The 16,102-nt window shown below is 55.1% G+C and carries 18 protein-coding genes; 10 read left to right on the top strand and 8 right to left on the bottom strand.

Annotation, left to right across the window (positions count from 1 at the left end; all coding sequences use genetic code 11):
- Positions 1-189: 189 nt before the first annotated feature.
- Together L383_RS17005 and L383_RS17010 are read right to left on the bottom strand one after the other, a co-directional pair.
- Positions 190-963, bottom strand: a complete 774-nt coding sequence (locus L383_RS17005) for a transporter substrate-binding domain-containing protein (RefSeq protein ID WP_023330389.1) — start codon at positions 961-963, stop codon at positions 190-192.
- 10 nt (positions 964-973) lie between these two features.
- On the bottom strand, positions 974-2,143 hold the full coding sequence (locus L383_RS17010) for a pyridoxal phosphate-dependent aminotransferase (protein ID WP_014883796.1): 1,170 nt from the start codon (positions 2,141-2,143) through the stop codon (positions 974-976).
- A 114-nt stretch (positions 2,144-2,257) separates the two neighbouring features.
- Here L383_RS17010 and L383_RS17015 point away from each other — a divergent pair, with 114 nt between their 5' ends.
- Complete coding sequence (locus tag L383_RS17015) at positions 2,258-3,100, top strand: LysR family transcriptional regulator (protein WP_023330388.1); 843 nt, start codon at positions 2,258-2,260, stop codon at positions 3,098-3,100.
- Here the strand turns inward: L383_RS17015 and L383_RS17020 are convergent.
- A complete protein-coding gene (locus L383_RS17020) occupies positions 3,087-4,592 on the bottom strand; it encodes a carboxylesterase/lipase family protein (RefSeq protein ID WP_023330387.1) in 1,506 nt (501 codons plus the stop codon). The two genes, L383_RS17015 and L383_RS17020, sit on opposite strands and share 14 nt — an antisense overlap.
- A gap of 43 nt (positions 4,593-4,635) precedes the next feature.
- Positions 4,636-5,979: a 2-oxoadipate dioxygenase/decarboxylase HglS gene (locus tag L383_RS17025; RefSeq protein WP_023330386.1), complete on the bottom strand. Its 1,344-nt coding sequence runs from the start codon at positions 5,977-5,979 to the stop codon at positions 4,636-4,638.
- A gap of 528 nt (positions 5,980-6,507) precedes the next feature.
- On the opposite strand from L383_RS17025, the gene L383_RS17030 reads away from it, so the two are divergent.
- From L383_RS17030 to L383_RS17060, 8 genes are all read left to right on the top strand, one after another.
- A complete protein-coding gene (locus L383_RS17030; protein WP_004150795.1) occupies positions 6,508-6,693 on the top strand; it encodes a con-10 family general stress protein in 186 nt (61 codons plus the stop codon).
- A gap of 94 nt (positions 6,694-6,787) precedes the next feature.
- Positions 6,788-7,282 carry a YciE/YciF ferroxidase family protein gene (locus tag L383_RS17035; RefSeq protein ID WP_008502272.1) on the top strand — a complete coding sequence of 165 codons (495 nt, stop codon included), beginning with the start codon at positions 6,788-6,790 and terminating at the stop codon, positions 7,280-7,282.
- Positions 7,283-7,305: 23 nt separating this feature from the next.
- Complete coding sequence (locus tag L383_RS0123845) at positions 7,306-7,509, top strand: hypothetical protein (protein ID WP_023335667.1); 204 nt, start codon at positions 7,306-7,308, stop codon at positions 7,507-7,509.
- Between the two features lie 24 nt (positions 7,510-7,533).
- Complete coding sequence (locus L383_RS17040; protein WP_014883791.1) at positions 7,534-8,040, top strand: ferritin-like domain-containing protein; 507 nt, start codon at positions 7,534-7,536, stop codon at positions 8,038-8,040.
- A gap of 15 nt (positions 8,041-8,055) precedes the next feature.
- Positions 8,056-8,928, top strand: a complete 873-nt coding sequence (locus tag L383_RS17045; RefSeq protein ID WP_008502274.1) for a manganese catalase family protein — start codon at positions 8,056-8,058, stop codon at positions 8,926-8,928.
- Between the two features lie 68 nt (positions 8,929-8,996).
- Positions 8,997-10,400, top strand: a complete 1,404-nt coding sequence (locus tag L383_RS17050) for a cytochrome ubiquinol oxidase subunit I (RefSeq protein ID WP_023330385.1) — start codon at positions 8,997-8,999, stop codon at positions 10,398-10,400.
- Positions 10,400-11,410 carry a cytochrome d ubiquinol oxidase subunit II gene (cydB, locus tag L383_RS17055; protein WP_014883788.1) on the top strand — a complete coding sequence of 337 codons (1,011 nt, stop codon included), beginning with the start codon at positions 10,400-10,402 and terminating at the stop codon, positions 11,408-11,410. The genes L383_RS17050 and cydB overlap by 1 nt, the downstream gene beginning before the upstream one ends.
- Positions 11,411-11,418: 8 nt before the next feature.
- Positions 11,419-13,044 (top strand): alpha-amylase family protein, encoded by a 1,626-nt coding sequence (locus L383_RS17060; protein ID WP_023330384.1) that lies wholly within the window; start codon positions 11,419-11,421, stop codon positions 13,042-13,044.
- Here L383_RS17060 and L383_RS17065 read toward each other — a convergent pair whose 3' ends face one another.
- The 4 genes from L383_RS17065 to L383_RS17080 are packed head-to-tail and all read right to left on the bottom strand — an operon-like array spanning position 13,045 to position 15,538.
- Positions 13,045-14,031, bottom strand: coding sequence for an SDR family oxidoreductase (locus L383_RS17065; RefSeq protein ID WP_014883787.1), 987 nt, complete (start codon positions 14,029-14,031; stop codon positions 13,045-13,047).
- A 17-nt stretch (positions 14,032-14,048) separates the two neighbouring features.
- Positions 14,049-14,567: a 2-oxo-tetronate isomerase gene (locus tag L383_RS17070; protein ID WP_014883786.1), complete on the bottom strand. Its 519-nt coding sequence runs from the start codon at positions 14,565-14,567 to the stop codon at positions 14,049-14,051.
- A complete protein-coding gene (locus tag L383_RS17075) occupies positions 14,564-15,025 on the bottom strand; it encodes a DUF421 domain-containing protein (RefSeq protein ID WP_023330383.1) in 462 nt (153 codons plus the stop codon). Before L383_RS17075 ends, L383_RS17070 begins: the two co-directional genes overlap by 4 nt.
- Positions 15,026-15,034: 9 nt before the next feature.
- A complete protein-coding gene (locus L383_RS17080) occupies positions 15,035-15,538 on the bottom strand; it encodes a hypothetical protein (RefSeq protein ID WP_023330382.1) in 504 nt (167 codons plus the stop codon).
- Between the two features lie 139 nt (positions 15,539-15,677).
- Between L383_RS17080 and L383_RS17085 the strand changes: the two genes are divergently transcribed.
- Positions 15,678-16,067: a YdeI family stress tolerance OB fold protein gene (locus tag L383_RS17085; RefSeq protein ID WP_014883783.1), complete on the top strand. Its 390-nt coding sequence runs from the start codon at positions 15,678-15,680 to the stop codon at positions 16,065-16,067.
- Positions 16,068-16,102 lie beyond the last annotated feature (35 nt).

Below are 16,102 nucleotides of genomic sequence, written 5' to 3'. Positions count from 1 at the left end.
GACGGCAAGAAAGAACGCACAGCCTAAACAAAAATGGTTAAGAATCCAATTGTTGGCCGGTGATTATATGAACAAAGTGAGAAATATTTTCTGTCGACCAGAACGGCCCGAAAGTGGTGTAAAGAAAGCCTGGAAAATGTGTAGAAAAATGCCCCGACGCGACATCGATCGCCGGGGCAAATGAGGCGGTTATTTTACGCTGACATCGATACCTGGAAAGTACTTATCAGCGAGTTTAGCGATCGTGCCGTCGGCACGCACTTTATCAATCGCGGCATCAAGCTGCTTTTTGGTGGCCTCGTCACCTTTACGCAACCCAAAACCGATCCCACTCCCGAGGATAGTGTCGTCAGACACCGGTTTGCCGATGAAGCCAAACCCTTTCCCCTGCGGCTTGCTGAGGAAACCTGCCTGCCCGGCCGCGGACATCACCAGCGAGGCGTCGATACGGCCATTAAGCAGGTCGCCCCAGGCCATATTCTGATCTTTATAAGACACCACGGTGACACCCTGCTTTTCCCAGTGCTCTTTCGCATAGGTTTCCTGAATTGAGCCCTGCAGCACGCCAATGGTTTTCCCCTTCAGCCCTTCTGGGGTCGCTTCTACCGCCGTACCGGCCTTGCCGACCAGCTGCGACGGAATGCGGTAAATCGGCTGGGTAAAATCAATGCTCTTGCGGCGCTGCTCGGTGATATTCATCGCCGAATTAATGGCGTCGAATTTCTTCGCCACCAGGCCCGGGATCAGCGCGTCAAACGAGGTTTCCACCCAGCTGCACTTCAGCGCTGCCGCTTTGCAAATGGCATTCCCCAGCTCAACGTCAAACCCTTCCAGTTCGCCTGAGGCATTACGGCTTTCAAACGGCGGATATTCCGCTTCCAGACCATAACGCAGCTCGGTCGCCGCGAAGGACGAAAAGGTACACAGCAATCCCATGCCGACGACTAACGCGCGTAATTTCATCTTATACTCCTCAGCGTGATTTAACCCGACACAGGGCCTGGGCACCTGCCCGTAACGTCGCCTCATCTTTCGCAAAAGAGAGACGAATCAATTTATTATCCGTACCGTCCGCATAAAACGCCGACAGCGGAATGGTGGCAACGCCGTACTCCACGATCAGCCGTTTCACCAGCTCGCTGTCGCGCTCATCGCTGAACGCGCTGTAATCCGCCAGCATGAAGAACGACCCGGCGCTCGGTAGCAGGGTAAACGGCGAATCGGCCAGCAGACCGTGCAGCAGATCGCGCTTACGCTGGTAAAACGCCGACAGCGAGAGCCAGGTTTGCGGATCGACCATATGCTCCGCAAAGGCGTGCTGCATTGGCGTATCGGCAGAGAACATTAAAAATTGATGGACTTTACAAATCTCATCCATCAGTACCGCCGGGGCGACACAATACCCTACGCGCCAGCCGGTGACGTGATAGGTTTTTCCGAAAGATGAAATAATCACGCTGCGCTCCGCCAGCTGCGGGTGCGTGGCCATTCCATGATGCGGTTCACCGTCAAAAACCACGTGTTCGTACACTTCGTCAGACAAAATAATGATGTCGGTCTGGCGCGTCAGCGCCGCCAGCTGTTGCAGGTCATTGGCACAGAAGACCTGACCGCTCGGGTTGTGCGGCGTGTTAATGATGATCATGCGCGTGCGCGGGGTGATCGCGGCACGCACCTCATCCCAGTTGACGGCAAAATCCGGCACCGTGAGTTTGATAGCAATCGGGGTAGCCCCCTGCAGACGGACAATCGGCGCGTAGCTGTCAAAGGACGGTTCAAAGTAGATCACCTCATCACCGGGGTGCACGAGACCGCTTATCGCTGAATAGAGCCCTTCGCTGGCGCTGGCGGTCACCAGCACCTCGCTGGCAGGGTCATACTGCGTGCCGTAGAGCGTGGCAATTTTATCGGCAATGCGTTCTTTCAGCGGCTGCAGGCCGGTCATCGCCGCGTACTGGTTATGCCCTGACGCCATCGCTCGGGTGACGCCTGCAATCAGTTTCGGGTCACAGGAAAAATTCGGTGCGCCCTGAGAAAGGTTAATGGCGTTATGCTGTGCCGAAAGCTGGCCGATAACGGTAAAAATGGTGGTCCCCACATCTGGCAGTTTGGAGCGCGTTTGTACCGGCGTTCGTAAAGTCATCCTCTTTCCCTTCTCATGGACATTGCATAACTATTCAAACAACAAGTGCGTTGCCGGGACAATCGAATTGTTGTCATAATAGCCATGAGAAAAATGCATAGCTGAGGTATTTCAATGTCTCGCCGTTCGCTCCCCCTTAACGCCATCGACGCATTTTTAGTCACCGCGCGTCATCTGAATCTTACCCATGCCGCCGCAGAGCTGTGTCTGACCCAGGGGGCCGTGAGCCGTAAGATCGCCTCCCTTGAGGCGTGGTTTGGCTTTCCGCTGTTTGAGCGCCACGCCCGCGGGCTGCGCCTCTCACCGCAGGGCAGCGCCCTGCTTCCGGAGCTGCAATCCACTTTCGAACAGCTGCTGACCGTGGCCGACCAGGCACGTAGCCAGCATACCGTGATCCGGCTTAAGGCCCCCACCTGCGCCATGCGCTGGCTGGTACCGCGCTTGCTGGAGGTGGAGCACGCGCATCCGGATCTGCAGATCGCGCTGACGACCACCACCGATCATAACGTCAATTTCAAAACCGAATCTTACGACGCGGCCATTGTGTTTGGCACGCATATGAGCGCAGGCGATCTGCTGTTCGAAGAGGCGCTCACGCCGGTCATCAGCCCGGTGCGGGCAGGTACAGCGCTGGGTTCACTAACGTTCCTTCACCCGACGCGGGATAAAACCGACTGGTCACTGTGGCTGGCGAAGCAGGAAGGTCCCGGGTTTGTTATGCACAAAAATCAACACTTCGATACGATGGATCTCGCCATTACCGCCGCCATTCAGGGGCTGGGCGTCGCCATTGCCGACGAAACGCTGGTGGCAGAAGATGTGGGTGCCGGAAGGCTGATGCGGCCCTATGAGACAAGCGTAAAAACCGGCGCGAGCTACCGGCTGGTGCTGCGCGAAACGCCTGACGAAGAAAATGGTCTGGCGGCGTTTCGCGCCTGTTTACTTAATCGAGGCTGACGTGGTGCTTCATCACCCGTTTAAAGAGGCTCATGCGCGCGCGCATAAAGCGGTTTTCAAGCCGGAAACCTGCATGTTTATTCACACCGATACGTAGCAGCACGTCCCGCCCTTTACGGCACGCGGGCCAGTGCGTCGGCCCCGACAGGCTATCATGCGTTCCGGCATCGCGCGCAAAGCTTACCCAGTAATCGGCTACCCTGGCAGCAAACTGTAAATCCCGTTCGTTGACATACTGACGTGAAGGCTCCACCTGGCCGAGGGTATCGAACACGTAGGGCACTTCATTGCCATGCCACGCGCCGTTGATATAGGTGGCATGCTCCGCTTCAGCGACATAGTCAAACCAGTAACGCCAGCAAAGCCCGCCGACACGCTGCTGCGCCTGCATCACGACATAGCCCATGGTGGTAAACGCCATATCGCGACACACCTGTCTGCCCAGCTCTTCGTCGCCTTTCACACCCGGATAAAGCAGCTTGATGAGCCCCAGCCCAAAACGACGCTCCCGGCGAAGCTTCTGGATTTGCCCGGCGAGATCGATGCCAAACACCGCCATGACGCTGGCTTCATCGCTGTTAGAACCTATCATCACCGGCACAGAGTGCTGGCGGGCAGCGAAAAAGACATCCAGCATGGCCTCCGGCAGGACGCAATCCCCGACGATCGGCGCCGGGGCGATGTTGAGTGGCGCGGTCAGCGGCCAGAATGACTCAGGCGGGATCGCGCGCAGCTGCTCTGCCGTCGCGTTTTCCAGCCCAAAATGGGCGGCCAGTGCTTCCCCTTTTTGCAGCGCCTGCTGGCGCGGCGTGTCGGGCAAGGTATATCCACTCTGGACTATCGCCTTGTGGAACAGCCCTTCCGCCAGCGGCGAGGCCAGCAACGACAGTACGCTGCGGGCGCCAGCGGACTCACCAAACAGGGTCACGTTATGCGGATCGCCCCCAAACGCGGTGATATTCTCCCGCACCCATTCAAGCGCGGCAATCTGATCAAGCAGAGCAAAATTATGCACTACCCGCTCTTCTTCCCCCTCCAGCGCGGGATGGGCGAAAAAGCCGAGATGGCCGAGACGGTAGTTAATCGTGACCACAACCACACCGCGCGCGGCCAGCGATTTGCCGTGATACGGAGGCAAGCCACCGGCACCAATCGTAAACCCGCCCCCGTGCAGCCAGACCATCACCGGAAGCGATCCCGGGCGGTCGACGGGGGACCAGACATTCAGATAGAGACAGTCTTCAGAGAACTGGCCGGGATCGCCCCCGCCCAGCTCCTGACAATATTCACTGCTTTGCCAGCTTGAGGCCGAAAAGGCAGTGGCATCGCGAACGCCATCCCAGCGTTCTGGTGGGCGCGGTGAGCGCCAGCGCCAGTCACCCACTGGCGGTGCAGCATAGGGAATACCGCACCAGCGGTGGACATTTTCATCGGTTAAACCAGTCAGTGCGCCCTGGCGCGTTTCAACCACAGGGGCGGAAGGATTTTGCATAACGACCTTATTTTTTCCATCACACCCCTGCAGAGTAACGGTTTCAGAGCAAACCGCAACGCTGTTTGCTGCGCGTTTCAGCCTCCTCATAGAGGGAGAATTCGTCATACACCGGGCAGCCGAGCGCGGCTTCAAACGCGTCGCGGCTGGCATTACCGTGACTGCGCGCCTGAGTTTCATTCCCGAGATTGGACTGGAAAATCCCGGCGGCGCTGACCGGAAGAAAATCTTCGTAGGTAATCGGCTGGGCAACGACCCACCCGCGCTCAATCAGCGGCTGCGGATCGTCGCCGGGACGGAACGCATGACGATGGGCTTCCCCGGCGGGCGTCAGACGGTAGCGGAAATAAGCCAGTTCCTGGCGGCGCATTAACAGCTCGCTGTCCGGGAAGGCGCTGAAAATCTCACGCAAATGAAGCTGGTGCGTCAGGTTATCTTTGCCGGTACCGGCCTTAGCCAGCAGGCTATCGTACAGTTCACGGCCTTTCGGCGTCAGCGCCACGCCGCGCTGTTCTATTTCACCGAAGCGGGCGGTGTGGGTGCCCTTATGTTCACCGGCAAACAGCACCGGCTCTTCAAGCGCCTTGAAGCTGGTTTGACGCAATAAAACGGGCACGTCACGACGCGGCGGCCCTTCGATCAGAATTTTGGGCTCAATACCATACTTCGGCATCAGCTCCTGCACCCGGTCAATATCCAGCGTGCGCGGCGTGAGGTGGTTAATATGGCACCCCGGGAAGCAGACCACATCCGCAATCAGGCGATGTTCGTTATGCAGTGCCAGATAAGTTTCCTGATCGACCGTCGCATGGCGGTGCCAGCGGAAGGTTTCCAGCGCTTCCTGCACAAACTCCTGCGCCTGCTCGACGGTAAACTGCCCTTCCGATTCATACAGATCAAGAAGCGCCAGACAGCGCGGGGTGAAGATGTTTCGGTGAGACAGAATTTCCGCCGCACGTTCGCGCAGCGCGACGTTTTCAATCAGCTCAAGGCGCAGCAGTGAGGTAAAGATACGAAACGGATTCCGGCACAGCGCCGCATCATCTACCGGACGAAACGCCGTTGAGTGAACCGGCACCCCCGCCTGAGAGAGATCGTAATAGCTGACCGGATACATGCCCATAATGGCAAACATACGACGCAGGGTGGAAAGCTCTTGCGCCGTGCCGACGCGGATCGCGCCGTGGCGCTCCACGTTCAGACGCGCAAGCTCATCGGCGTTCGCCAGTTGTTCATGTAATAGTGGGTTATTTTCCAGAACCGCCAGGTTTACGTCCGCGACCAATTCGAGCAACGTGCCGTACTGCGGAACTTCCTGCTGGTACATCGCCGACATAGCCTGCGAAAAGTGTTCCCGAATGTCATCAGCCGTGATGGTGTTCGCCATGATGTCATGCCTCCAGTGAATATTACCTGGAGTGTAGAGAAACCCGTTCCTTCCGGGGGGAAAGATTTCTGATTTGTGATCTTAAGACGACAGTGGTCAAACCGTGTGCGACTGGCCTCTGAACAAGCCTTAACGAAACCGCCCTTTCGCGCCTGTCGCTTTTTATCCAGGATTTTCCTTATAATTATTTATGGTTTCGCTTTCTAGCTATAAAGGAGTATTTTTCATTTTTCCCTGACTGCAAATCAACCAATTTGAGGGCGTCATTATTTTTATCCTCAGCTTTCAAATTTTTAGCTCGAAGTTAGGATTAATCTGAATGGTTGTTTACAAGTCCTTCCTGTCTATCCATATTTCCCTTTTAAGCGAAGCGTAAATTTACAAATATTTAAAAATAACGCAACCGCAAATAGCCAAACGCATTTGACGGATGCCGCACAGCGACTAGAGTTATTACTCGAACGACGAGTGATACGGAATATATTCGTATCGTACTGACATAACCAATATATGACTATGAGGTTTAATATGGCAGAGCATCGTGGTGGTTCCGGTAATTTCGCTGAAGACCGTGAAAAAGCATCAGAAGCTGGTCGTAAAGGTGGCCAGCACAGCGGTGGTAATTTTAAAAACGATCCGCAACGCGCATCTGAAGCGGGTAAGAAAGGGGGACAGAACAGTCACGGCGGAGGCCGTAAATCTGATAACTCCTGATCTTATTTAGTACTCTTTTAATAAAACCAGAGAGCATGCTGCGGGCTGAAAAGCTCGCAGTACCCTTTCTTTATTTTACCGGAGCGTAATAATTATGAATATGAAAAGTGTAGAGGATGTATTTATTCATCTTCTGTCGGATACCTACAGCGCAGAAAAGCAGCTTACCCGAGCGTTAAGCAAACTTGCCCGCGCCGCCTCCAGCGAGAAGCTGAGCGCCGCCTTTACCGCACACCTTGAAGAGACGCAAGGTCAGATCGAACGTATCGACCAGATCGTGGAACAGGAAGACGGCATCAAGCTCAAGCGCATGAAATGCGTCGCAATGGAAGGCTTAATTGAAGAAGCTAATGAAGTCATCGAAAGCACGGAAAAAAATGAAGTCCGTGATGCCGCATTAATTGCCGCTGCGCAAAAAGTGGAGCATTACGAAATAGCCAGCTACGGTACCCTTGCCACCCTGGCAGAGCAGCTTGGCTATAAAAAAGCCGTTAAGCTTCTTGCAGAAACACTGGAAGAAGAAAAAGAGACCGACCTTAAACTCACCGATCTGGCCGTAGGAAATATTAACCAAAAAGCGCAAAAATGACGCTATAACACAGGTTAAATAAAATGAGCATCAGTCCCAGGACAATTAAACGGTGCCATTTAACGGCAGCTATAATATGGTTCATTCTCGCTATCCCTTCCGTAATATGGTGGAAGAGCAGCGTACTATGGGTCATTATCATCAGCATCTACGCTAATATTGTCGGCCATTTGTCTGGCTACAGTGCCGCGCGTGCCGATCAGGCTGCTGAAAGTGAGACCAAATAAGCGAACCCTAATGAGGATACAATGATGAATCACGTAGAACACTACCATGACTGGCTACGCGATGCCCATGCGATGGAAAAGCAAGCCGAATCTATGCTGGAATCCATGGCCAGCCGTATTGATAATTATCCTGATGTTCGCGCCAGAATTGAGCAGCATATTAATGAGACAAAACGGCAAATTACCTTGCTGGAAGAAATCCTCGACCGGAATGATATTTCTCGTTCAGTTTTAAAAGACTCGATGAGCAAAATGGCGGCGCTGGGGCAGTCCATCGGCGGTATGTTCCCGTCTGATGAGATCGTTAAGGGGTCGATCAGCGGCTATGTTTTCGAACAGTTTGAAATCGCCTGCTATACCTCCCTGCTCGCGGCGGCGAAAAAAGCGGGCGATACCGCCTCGATACCCGCTATTGAAACGATCCTCGCCGAAGAGCGCGAAATGGCCGACTGGTTGATTCGTCATATTCCGCAGACCACGGAACAGTTCCTGCTGCGTTCAGACGCATCGGGCGTCGAAGCAAAAAAATAATCAGGGAGAATCGCCATGTTCCGACACGTTAAACAGCTGCAATATACGGTTCGCGTTGCTGAACCGAACCCAGGCCTCGCCAATCTTTTACTGGAACAGTTCGGTGGGCCGCAGGGCGAACTGGCTGCCGCCTGCCGGTACTTTACGCAAGGATTGAGCGATGACGATCCGGGCCGTAAAGATATGCTGATGGATATCGCGACCGAGGAGTTAAGCCACCTCGAAATCATCGGTACCCTGGTGGGCATGCTGAATAAAGGCGCGAAAGGCGCGCTGGCGGAAGGGGTGGAAAACGAGGCCGAGCTGTATCGGTCCATGACCGAAAACGGCAATGACAGCCATATTACCTCCCTGCTCTACGGTGGTGGCACCCCGCTCACTAACTCTGCGGGCGTGCCCTGGACGGCGGCCTACGTGGACACCATCGGCGAGCCAACGGCGGACCTGCGCTCAAACGTGGCAGCAGAGGCCAGAGCGAAAATCATCTATGAACGGCTGATCAACGTGACCGACGATCCCGGCGTAAAGGATGCCCTGGCGTTTCTGATGACGCGCGAGGCGGCGCATCAGCTCTCCTTTGAGAAGGCGCTGCAGTCTATCCGTAATAATTTCCCGCCGGGAAAATTGCCGCCAATCGAGGAATTCACCAACAAGTACTACAATATGTCTGAAGGTGGAGAGGTTCGCGGAAGCTGGAACAGCGATAAACATTTCGATTACGTTGAGTCCCCCCAGCCTGCGGTTGACGGCGGCGATGGCAGCGCAAGCGTCACGCTCACAACCGAACAGGCAACCCTGGTCAAGGCGATGTCTGCCCGTACGAAGTCCGATCCACATTCCGACCCGCTGACCGGTGCCGAGCTGGGTGCCGGTAAGACTAAACCGTAATCGGTTTTGCCGGGCAGCCATAAACTGCCCGGCAATTCTCGTGCCCCATCGTTTCAGAGGTACGGACCATGTTCGAACTCGATGCATTTCATCTGGCCAGAATTCAGTTCGCTTTTACCGTCTCGTTCCATATCCTTTTTCCCGCGATCACCATCGGACTCGCCAGCTATCTGGTCGTGCTGGAGGGGATGTGGCTGCGCACCAAAAACGACGTCTGGCGATCGCTGTATCACTTCTGGCTAAAGATATTTGCCGTTAACTTCGGTATGGGGGTCGTTTCCGGATTGGTCATGGCGTACCAGTTTGGCACCAACTGGAGCGGATTCTCACAGTTCGCGGGCAGTATCACCGGTCCACTCCTCACCTATGAAGTCTTAACCGCTTTCTTCCTGGAAGCCGGTTTCCTGGGTGTAATGATGTTCGGCTGGAATAAGGTTGGCCCGGGCCTGCACTTCTTTTCCACCTGCATGGTCGCGCTCGGCACCTTAATGTCGACCTTCTGGATCCTCGCCTCCAACAGCTGGATGCATACGCCGCAGGGGTTCACCATCGAGAACGGACAGGTCATTCCGCAAGACTGGCTGGCAATCGTCTTTAACCCCTCCTTCCCTTATCGCCTGATTCATATGGCTATTGCCGCGTTTCTGAGCAGCGCGCTGTTTGTCGGCGCGTCGGGTGCCTGGCACCTGCTGCGCGGTAACGATACGCCCGCCATCCGGACCATGTTCTCGATGGCCATGTGGATGGCGCTACTGGTCGCCCCCATCCAGGCTGTTGTGGGCGATATGCACGGCCTGAACACGCTTGAGCATCAGCCCGCCAAAATCGCCGCCATTGAGGGACACTGGGAAAATCCGCCCGGCGAGGCCACCCCACTGCTGCTGTTTGGCCTGCCGGATATGGAGGAGGAACGCACCAAATACGGCCTCGAGATCCCCGCGCTCGGCAGCCTGATCCTGACGCATAGCCTGGATAAACAGGTTCCGGCCCTGAAAGATTTCCCGAAAAAAGATCGCCCAAACTCGACCATCGTTTTCTGGTCGTTCCGCATCATGGTCGGGATGGGGCTGCTGATGATTACCCTCGGTCTGCTCAGCCTCTGGCTACGCTACCGTCACCGGCTTTTCCACTCGCGCCCGTTCCACTGGTTTGCACTCTGCATGGGGCCAGCGGGTCTGCTGGCGCTGCTCGCCGGCTGGGTGACCACCGAAGTGGGCCGTCAACCGTGGGTGGTCTACGGTTATCTGCGCACGATTGATGCGGTCTCCCTGCACAGTACTCTGCAAATGAGCATCAGCTTGCTGGCCTTCTTCGTTGTCTACTCGTCGGTGTTCGGTGTGGGGTATGTTTACCTCATCAGGTTGATTAAGAAAGGTCCGCAGCCCGTCGATACGCTGACGTCAAACACGTCGGGGACTCCCGCCCGTCCGCTGTCTGCCGCGGAGTCCGTTTCAGAACAGGAGAGAATCTGATGGGCGTTGATATCGCTGTTATCTGGTTTGCCATCATCGTCTTTGCCACGCTGATGTACATCATTATGGATGGCTTTGATTTGGGCATCGGTCTGCTGTTCAACTTCGTGGGCGATGCCAGGGAACGCGATGTGATGGTTAATAGCGTGGCCCCGGTGTGGGACGGTAACGAAACCTGGCTGGTACTCGGCGGCGCGGGATTGTTCGGCGCGTTTCCGCTGGCCTACGCGGTGATTATTGATGCGTTGACTATCCCCCTCACCGCCATGCTCATCGGCCTCATCTTTCGCGGCGTCGCCTTTGAGTTCCGTTTTAAAGCGACGCCCTCACACCGCAAATTCTGGGACTACTCCTTCGCAGGCGGGTCCTTGCTCGCCACCTTCAGCCAGGGGATCGTCGTAGGGGCAGTGATCAATGGCTTTGACGTGGAAGGCCGGCGCTTTGTCGGCTCTGCGCTTGACTGGCTGACGCCCTTCAATCTTTTCTGTGGCATCGGGCTGGTCGTTGCCTATACGCTGCTGGGGACCACCTGGCTCATAATGAAAAGTGAAGGCGCACTGCAAAACCGCATGCGCGAGCTGACGCGCCACGTGCTGCTGGCACTGGTGGTGGTTATTGCGGTGGTCAGCGTCTGGACGCCGCTTGGCTGGCAGTACGTGGCCGACCGCTGGTTTACCTTGCCCAACTTCTTCTGGTTCCTGCCGGTTCCCCTGCTGGTAGGGCTGTTTACGGTGTTGATCTGGCGGCTGACCCGCAACCCGGCCAGCCATTCGCGTCCGTTCCTGCTCACGCTGGGGCTGATCTTCCTCGGTTTTAGCGGCCTGGGTATCAGCCTGTGGCCAAACATTATTCCGCCCCATATCACCCTGTGGGAAGCCGCGGCACCGCCCGCCAGCCAGCTATTTATGCTGGTCGGCACCCTGCTGATCATTCCGGTGATTCTGGTGTACACCGCCTGGAGCTACTACGTCTTCCGGGGCAAAGTGTCGGATACTGAAGGCTATCACTGAGGAACGCTATGACAGACTGGCATACACGGGCCATTATTTATCAAATTGATACCGCACTGTTTTATGATATGAACGGCGATGGTTGTGGAGACATCGCCGGAATTGCGGCCAAGCTGCGTTATATCCGCCGCATGGGCGCGACGGTTATCTGGATCACCCCATTTTACCTCACCCCCTTTCTGGACGAAGGCTACGACGTTAGCGACCATCTGCAGGTGGATCCGCGCTTCGGTAAACTGGCCGATATCATCGCCTTTATCGAACAGGCCCGGGAGCTGGGCATGCAGGTCATTATTGAGCTGCTGATCCAGCATACCTCAGACGCGCATCCGTGGTTCCAGCAGGCCCGCCGAAACCCGGCATCCCCCTATCGTGATTACTACCTCTGGTCGGACAACGACGATGACGACACGCCCCCAATGTTTCCCGGCGTGGAAAAGAGCGTCTGGAGCTGGGACGACGAGGCGGGACAGTACTACCGGCATATGTTTTATCGCCATGAGCCGGATCTGAACCTGACCTCGCCTGCGGTACTTAAAGAGATTGAGAACATCATTCTGTTCTGGCTTAAGCTGGGGGTGTCGGGCTTTCGCCTGGACGCCGCCACCCACCTCACCAGACAGGCAGGAAACGGTGACGAAAAAAAGGGGCTGTGGATCCTGGAGCATATGCGCCGTCTTATTGAGCAACGTAATCCAGACGCTATCCTGCTGGGTGAAGTCGACGTCGACGTCAAGACGTATAAAGACTACTTCGGCAATAACGATCGCCTGAATCTGGTGCTCAATTTCTGGCTCAATAAGTATTTCTACGTCAGCCTGGCGAGGAAAAGCGCCCGTCCGCTGCGTAATGCGGTGAAAAAGATGATCGTCCCGCCCGACTCATGCTGTTTTGCCAACTGGCTGCGCAATCATGACGAGCTGGATCTGGAGGGCATTAGTCAGAAAGATAAGCAGTTTGTCCTTGATACCTTCGCCCCTGACGAAGAGATGAACGTCTATCAGCGCGGGATCCGCCGCCGCCTGGCGCCGATGCTGAATGGCGATCACAAGCAGCTGGCGTTCTGTCACGCCGTGCTCTTTTCCCTGCCGGGTGTCCCGGTGATGCGCTACGGGGATGAGATCGGCATGGGCGACGACCTGGAACTGGAAGAGCGTTACGCCGTTCGTACGCCCATGCAGTGGGCCGGATCGGCGGGGGGCGGTTTTTCCGCGGCCAACCCGGAAAAATTTATTGCCCCCATCATCGATCGCGGCCCGTATCGCTATCAGAAAATCAACGTCGCTGATTCGCTGCTTCACCGCAACTCGCTTCTGCATCGAATCATGGATATTGCCAATACCCGCTCAGAGTTCCCCGAAATTGCCGTTGCGCCCTTTCGTCTCATTACCCTCGATCACGACGCGGTACTGGGGCTGTATTACGAGACCGATGAACGCAGCATCCTGACCTTCGTCAACTTCAGCGACCAGCCGGTGAAGTTCGCCGCAAAAGGGATCCGCAATGCCACCTGGACCGCCTGTCTCGCGGACAAACGCTACGACGACGCGCTGGTGTGCGGCAAAACCGTCGAGCTCACTCTTGGCGGCTACGGTTACCGCTGGTTCTGGACCCACCGTAGCGCGCTGCGCTGATTATCTTCTCCCTCGAATTATCAGGCGGGTCAGCATAATCCCCGCCACCGCGAGGGCGCCCAGTGCCACCTTGCCAGGCATACCGGAGGTGACGGACGGGGCTCGGTTCTTCGCCTCGTCTGTAAAACGGCCATGGATTTTGTGCAGATCATTAACCGGCTGGTCAAGATAGTCCCGGCGATCCGGTGCGTTCAGATCGTCGGTCATCTGACCTTCCCAGGCTTTTTTAACCATCAGCCGGTCAAGTAAACCCGGGAAAAGAAATTGCCCGACGATCGACTGAATCGTGCTGCTTCCCACCCACAGTTCCCGTACCGGTTTTTGTGCAACCTTAAAGATGGCGCGGGCGGCGACTTCGGGCTCAAAAACCGGTGGCACCGGGCGCATCGCCCAGGCGAACTTATTCCTCGCCCATTCGAACTGCGGCGTGTTAAGCCCCGGCATCTGAACCATCGAAAGCTGAACCCGGCTGTTTTCATGCATCAGTTCGGTACGCACCGCATCGGTGAAGCCGCGGATCGCCGCTTTGGCGCCACAGTAAGCGGACTGCAAAGGAATGGAACGGTAGGCCAGCGCGGATCCCACCTGGATAATCACGCCTCTGTCGCGGGGCACCATCAGCTCCAGCGCGGCGCGAGTGCCGTTGACAAAGCCGAGGTAGGTCACGTCAGTCACACGACGAAACTCATCCGGCGTAAGGGTGCGAAACGGTGCCAGCACGGCGCCCATGGCATTGTTAACCCACACGTCAATCGCCCCAAGGCGATACTCAATCTCGTTAGCCGCATCCACCACCGCCTGACTGTCGGCGACGTCCGCCTGCACCGCGTGGGCATTGACCCCAAAGCGCTTTAATTCCTCCTGAGTGGAGTGCAGGCTGGCTTCATCGCGGGCGATAAGTCCCACATCGTAGCCCGCCTTTGCAAAGTGCAGTGCCGTGGCTTTTCCCACGCCCGCCGTCCCGCCAGTAATCACTATGACAGCCATACAACCTCCACGTGAATTTACCCGATATTGTCGTCCGACAAGGTTGTTACCAGTTCAGCCAGCGCAAAATGCACCGCTTTTTCCACCACGTCCTGACAGTCACCGGAGAAAAGAACGGTCCGGGTTTTCGTCTCGCCGCAAATATTCCAGCCAAAGCAGACCGTCCCTGCCGCCGTCCCATCGTCGCCCCCTTCAGGGCCTGCGTATCCGCTGATGGCAATGCTGATATCCGCCTGGGCCATATCGCGGATACTGGCGGCCATCTCGCCCACCGTCGGTTCGCTGACGGCGGTATAGCGCGCCAGCGTTTCAGAACGCACGCCGAGGATCCGCGCTTTTGCTTCATCGCTGAACACCACCAGCCCGACATCATAAAAATCGGCGGTGTTCTCTTCTGCGCACAACGCGACCGAGAGCTTTCCCCCCGTACAGGATTCCGCCGTGGTTAAGCGCAGCCCGGCATCGGTTAATTTACTCGCCAGCTTTTTCGTTAATTCACTTACGGTATAATGATCGTCGTGAAACAGATTGCTCATTTTGCCGCCTCTTTTTTCTCAAAAGGAATGATTGAAATATGCCCATTACGTTCGAATATGGCATATTTGATTTCACTCATTTTTGTAATGCCATTATTCTGACGCGCTGACACCAGAATATCATCACAGGATACGTCGACTTTTTTAAGTTTATCCGCTAACGGCACGCCATTCTCGACAAGAATGACGGGATTACCATCCAGAATATTTTCCACCGGGGAAAAATATTTCTTCATCAACCCAAAGAGAATATCCACCACCACCAGCGTGGTAATCGTTATCATCGCCCCGGTGACAGAAAAGTCCTGCCCCAGAAGCGCCTGCTGCGTGGCTTCACTAATAATTAACAGTAGAATAAGATCAAAGCTGGTCATCTGTAGCAGCGCGCGTCGCCCCGCCACTTTAAATACCACCACGAGAAACAGATAAATCGCCAGCGCACGAAAGACCATATCCATATCAGCCTCCTACGGGTAAATAAATTGCCAGACGGTGATCTCCGGCTCGTTGTTTGCACGGATGACAGTATTCCACTTACCGGCCCGGGTCGGGGTCGTGAAGTACAACACGGAGAACCTGTCTGAATTCTGGAGCGTGTCATAGACGAAATAGAGGGTTTTCCCACGGCTATACATTCTGTCCGGCTGTGGCCAGACGCTGCCGGGTTCGTAAACGTCGCTGCGCTCGCTGGTGATGCTGAGCGTGAAGTGACCCGCCGTTTTCACCGGAAACGTAAATTGCATCCTTGACTCGGTCTCCCGACGGCCAAAGCGTTCATAGTGAATGGTCAGAGATTTAGCAGAATTGGTCCTGGACGTGTCGCTCACCATGCCGCTGGAAAACAGACCGGCCATCGCTGCGATGATAATACCTAAAAGCAGCACAAAACCCACCTGGCGAAATGCATATTCAAACCTGAGCAAGCGATAACTCTCATCTATCCCGGGTAACTTTTCATTTTCACGCTTCATTGTTGTCGTCACCGTTTCGCTTATTTTATGAGTGTTTTGATTTCAAAAGAGATTGTTTTTAAGACTTATCACATTTGCCACATAAAGGAATAGCAACAATACTTAATAAGTCAAGACACCTAAAAATGAAGGATATCAGATGAAATTATCACTTATTTCCGCTTTTTTGATATTTTTGGTTCCATCAGCATGGGCAGATAATAACGGCGGGTTACAAAAAGGTGACGCGCCGCCCCCGCCTCACGCGCTGGATAGCGGATATCGTGGAACCGATGATGCGCGTATTATGACCATCGATCAGGCAAAACAAATGCATGACGGTGCGACAATTTCATTACGCGGTAATCTTATTGACGGTAGCGGCGATAAGTTTGTATTCCAGGATAAAACCGGAAAAATCGACGTTATTATTCCCCAGGCAGTCTTCGACGGCAGAACGGTAAAACCCGACCAGATGATCAGTATCAACGGTTCGCTTGATAAAAAATCATCTCCTGCCGTCGTCCGTGTTGATCGTTTGCAGAAATAATTCAGCGAAGCGTTAACGCTGCAACTATCCATCAA

Source organism: Enterobacter sp. MGH 37, assembly GCF_000534515.1.
GTDB lineage: Bacteria > Pseudomonadota > Gammaproteobacteria > Enterobacterales > Enterobacteriaceae > Enterobacter > Enterobacter kobei.
Note: the sequence above shows the minus strand (reverse complement) of the source record. Positions and strands in the feature narration are given on the sequence as shown.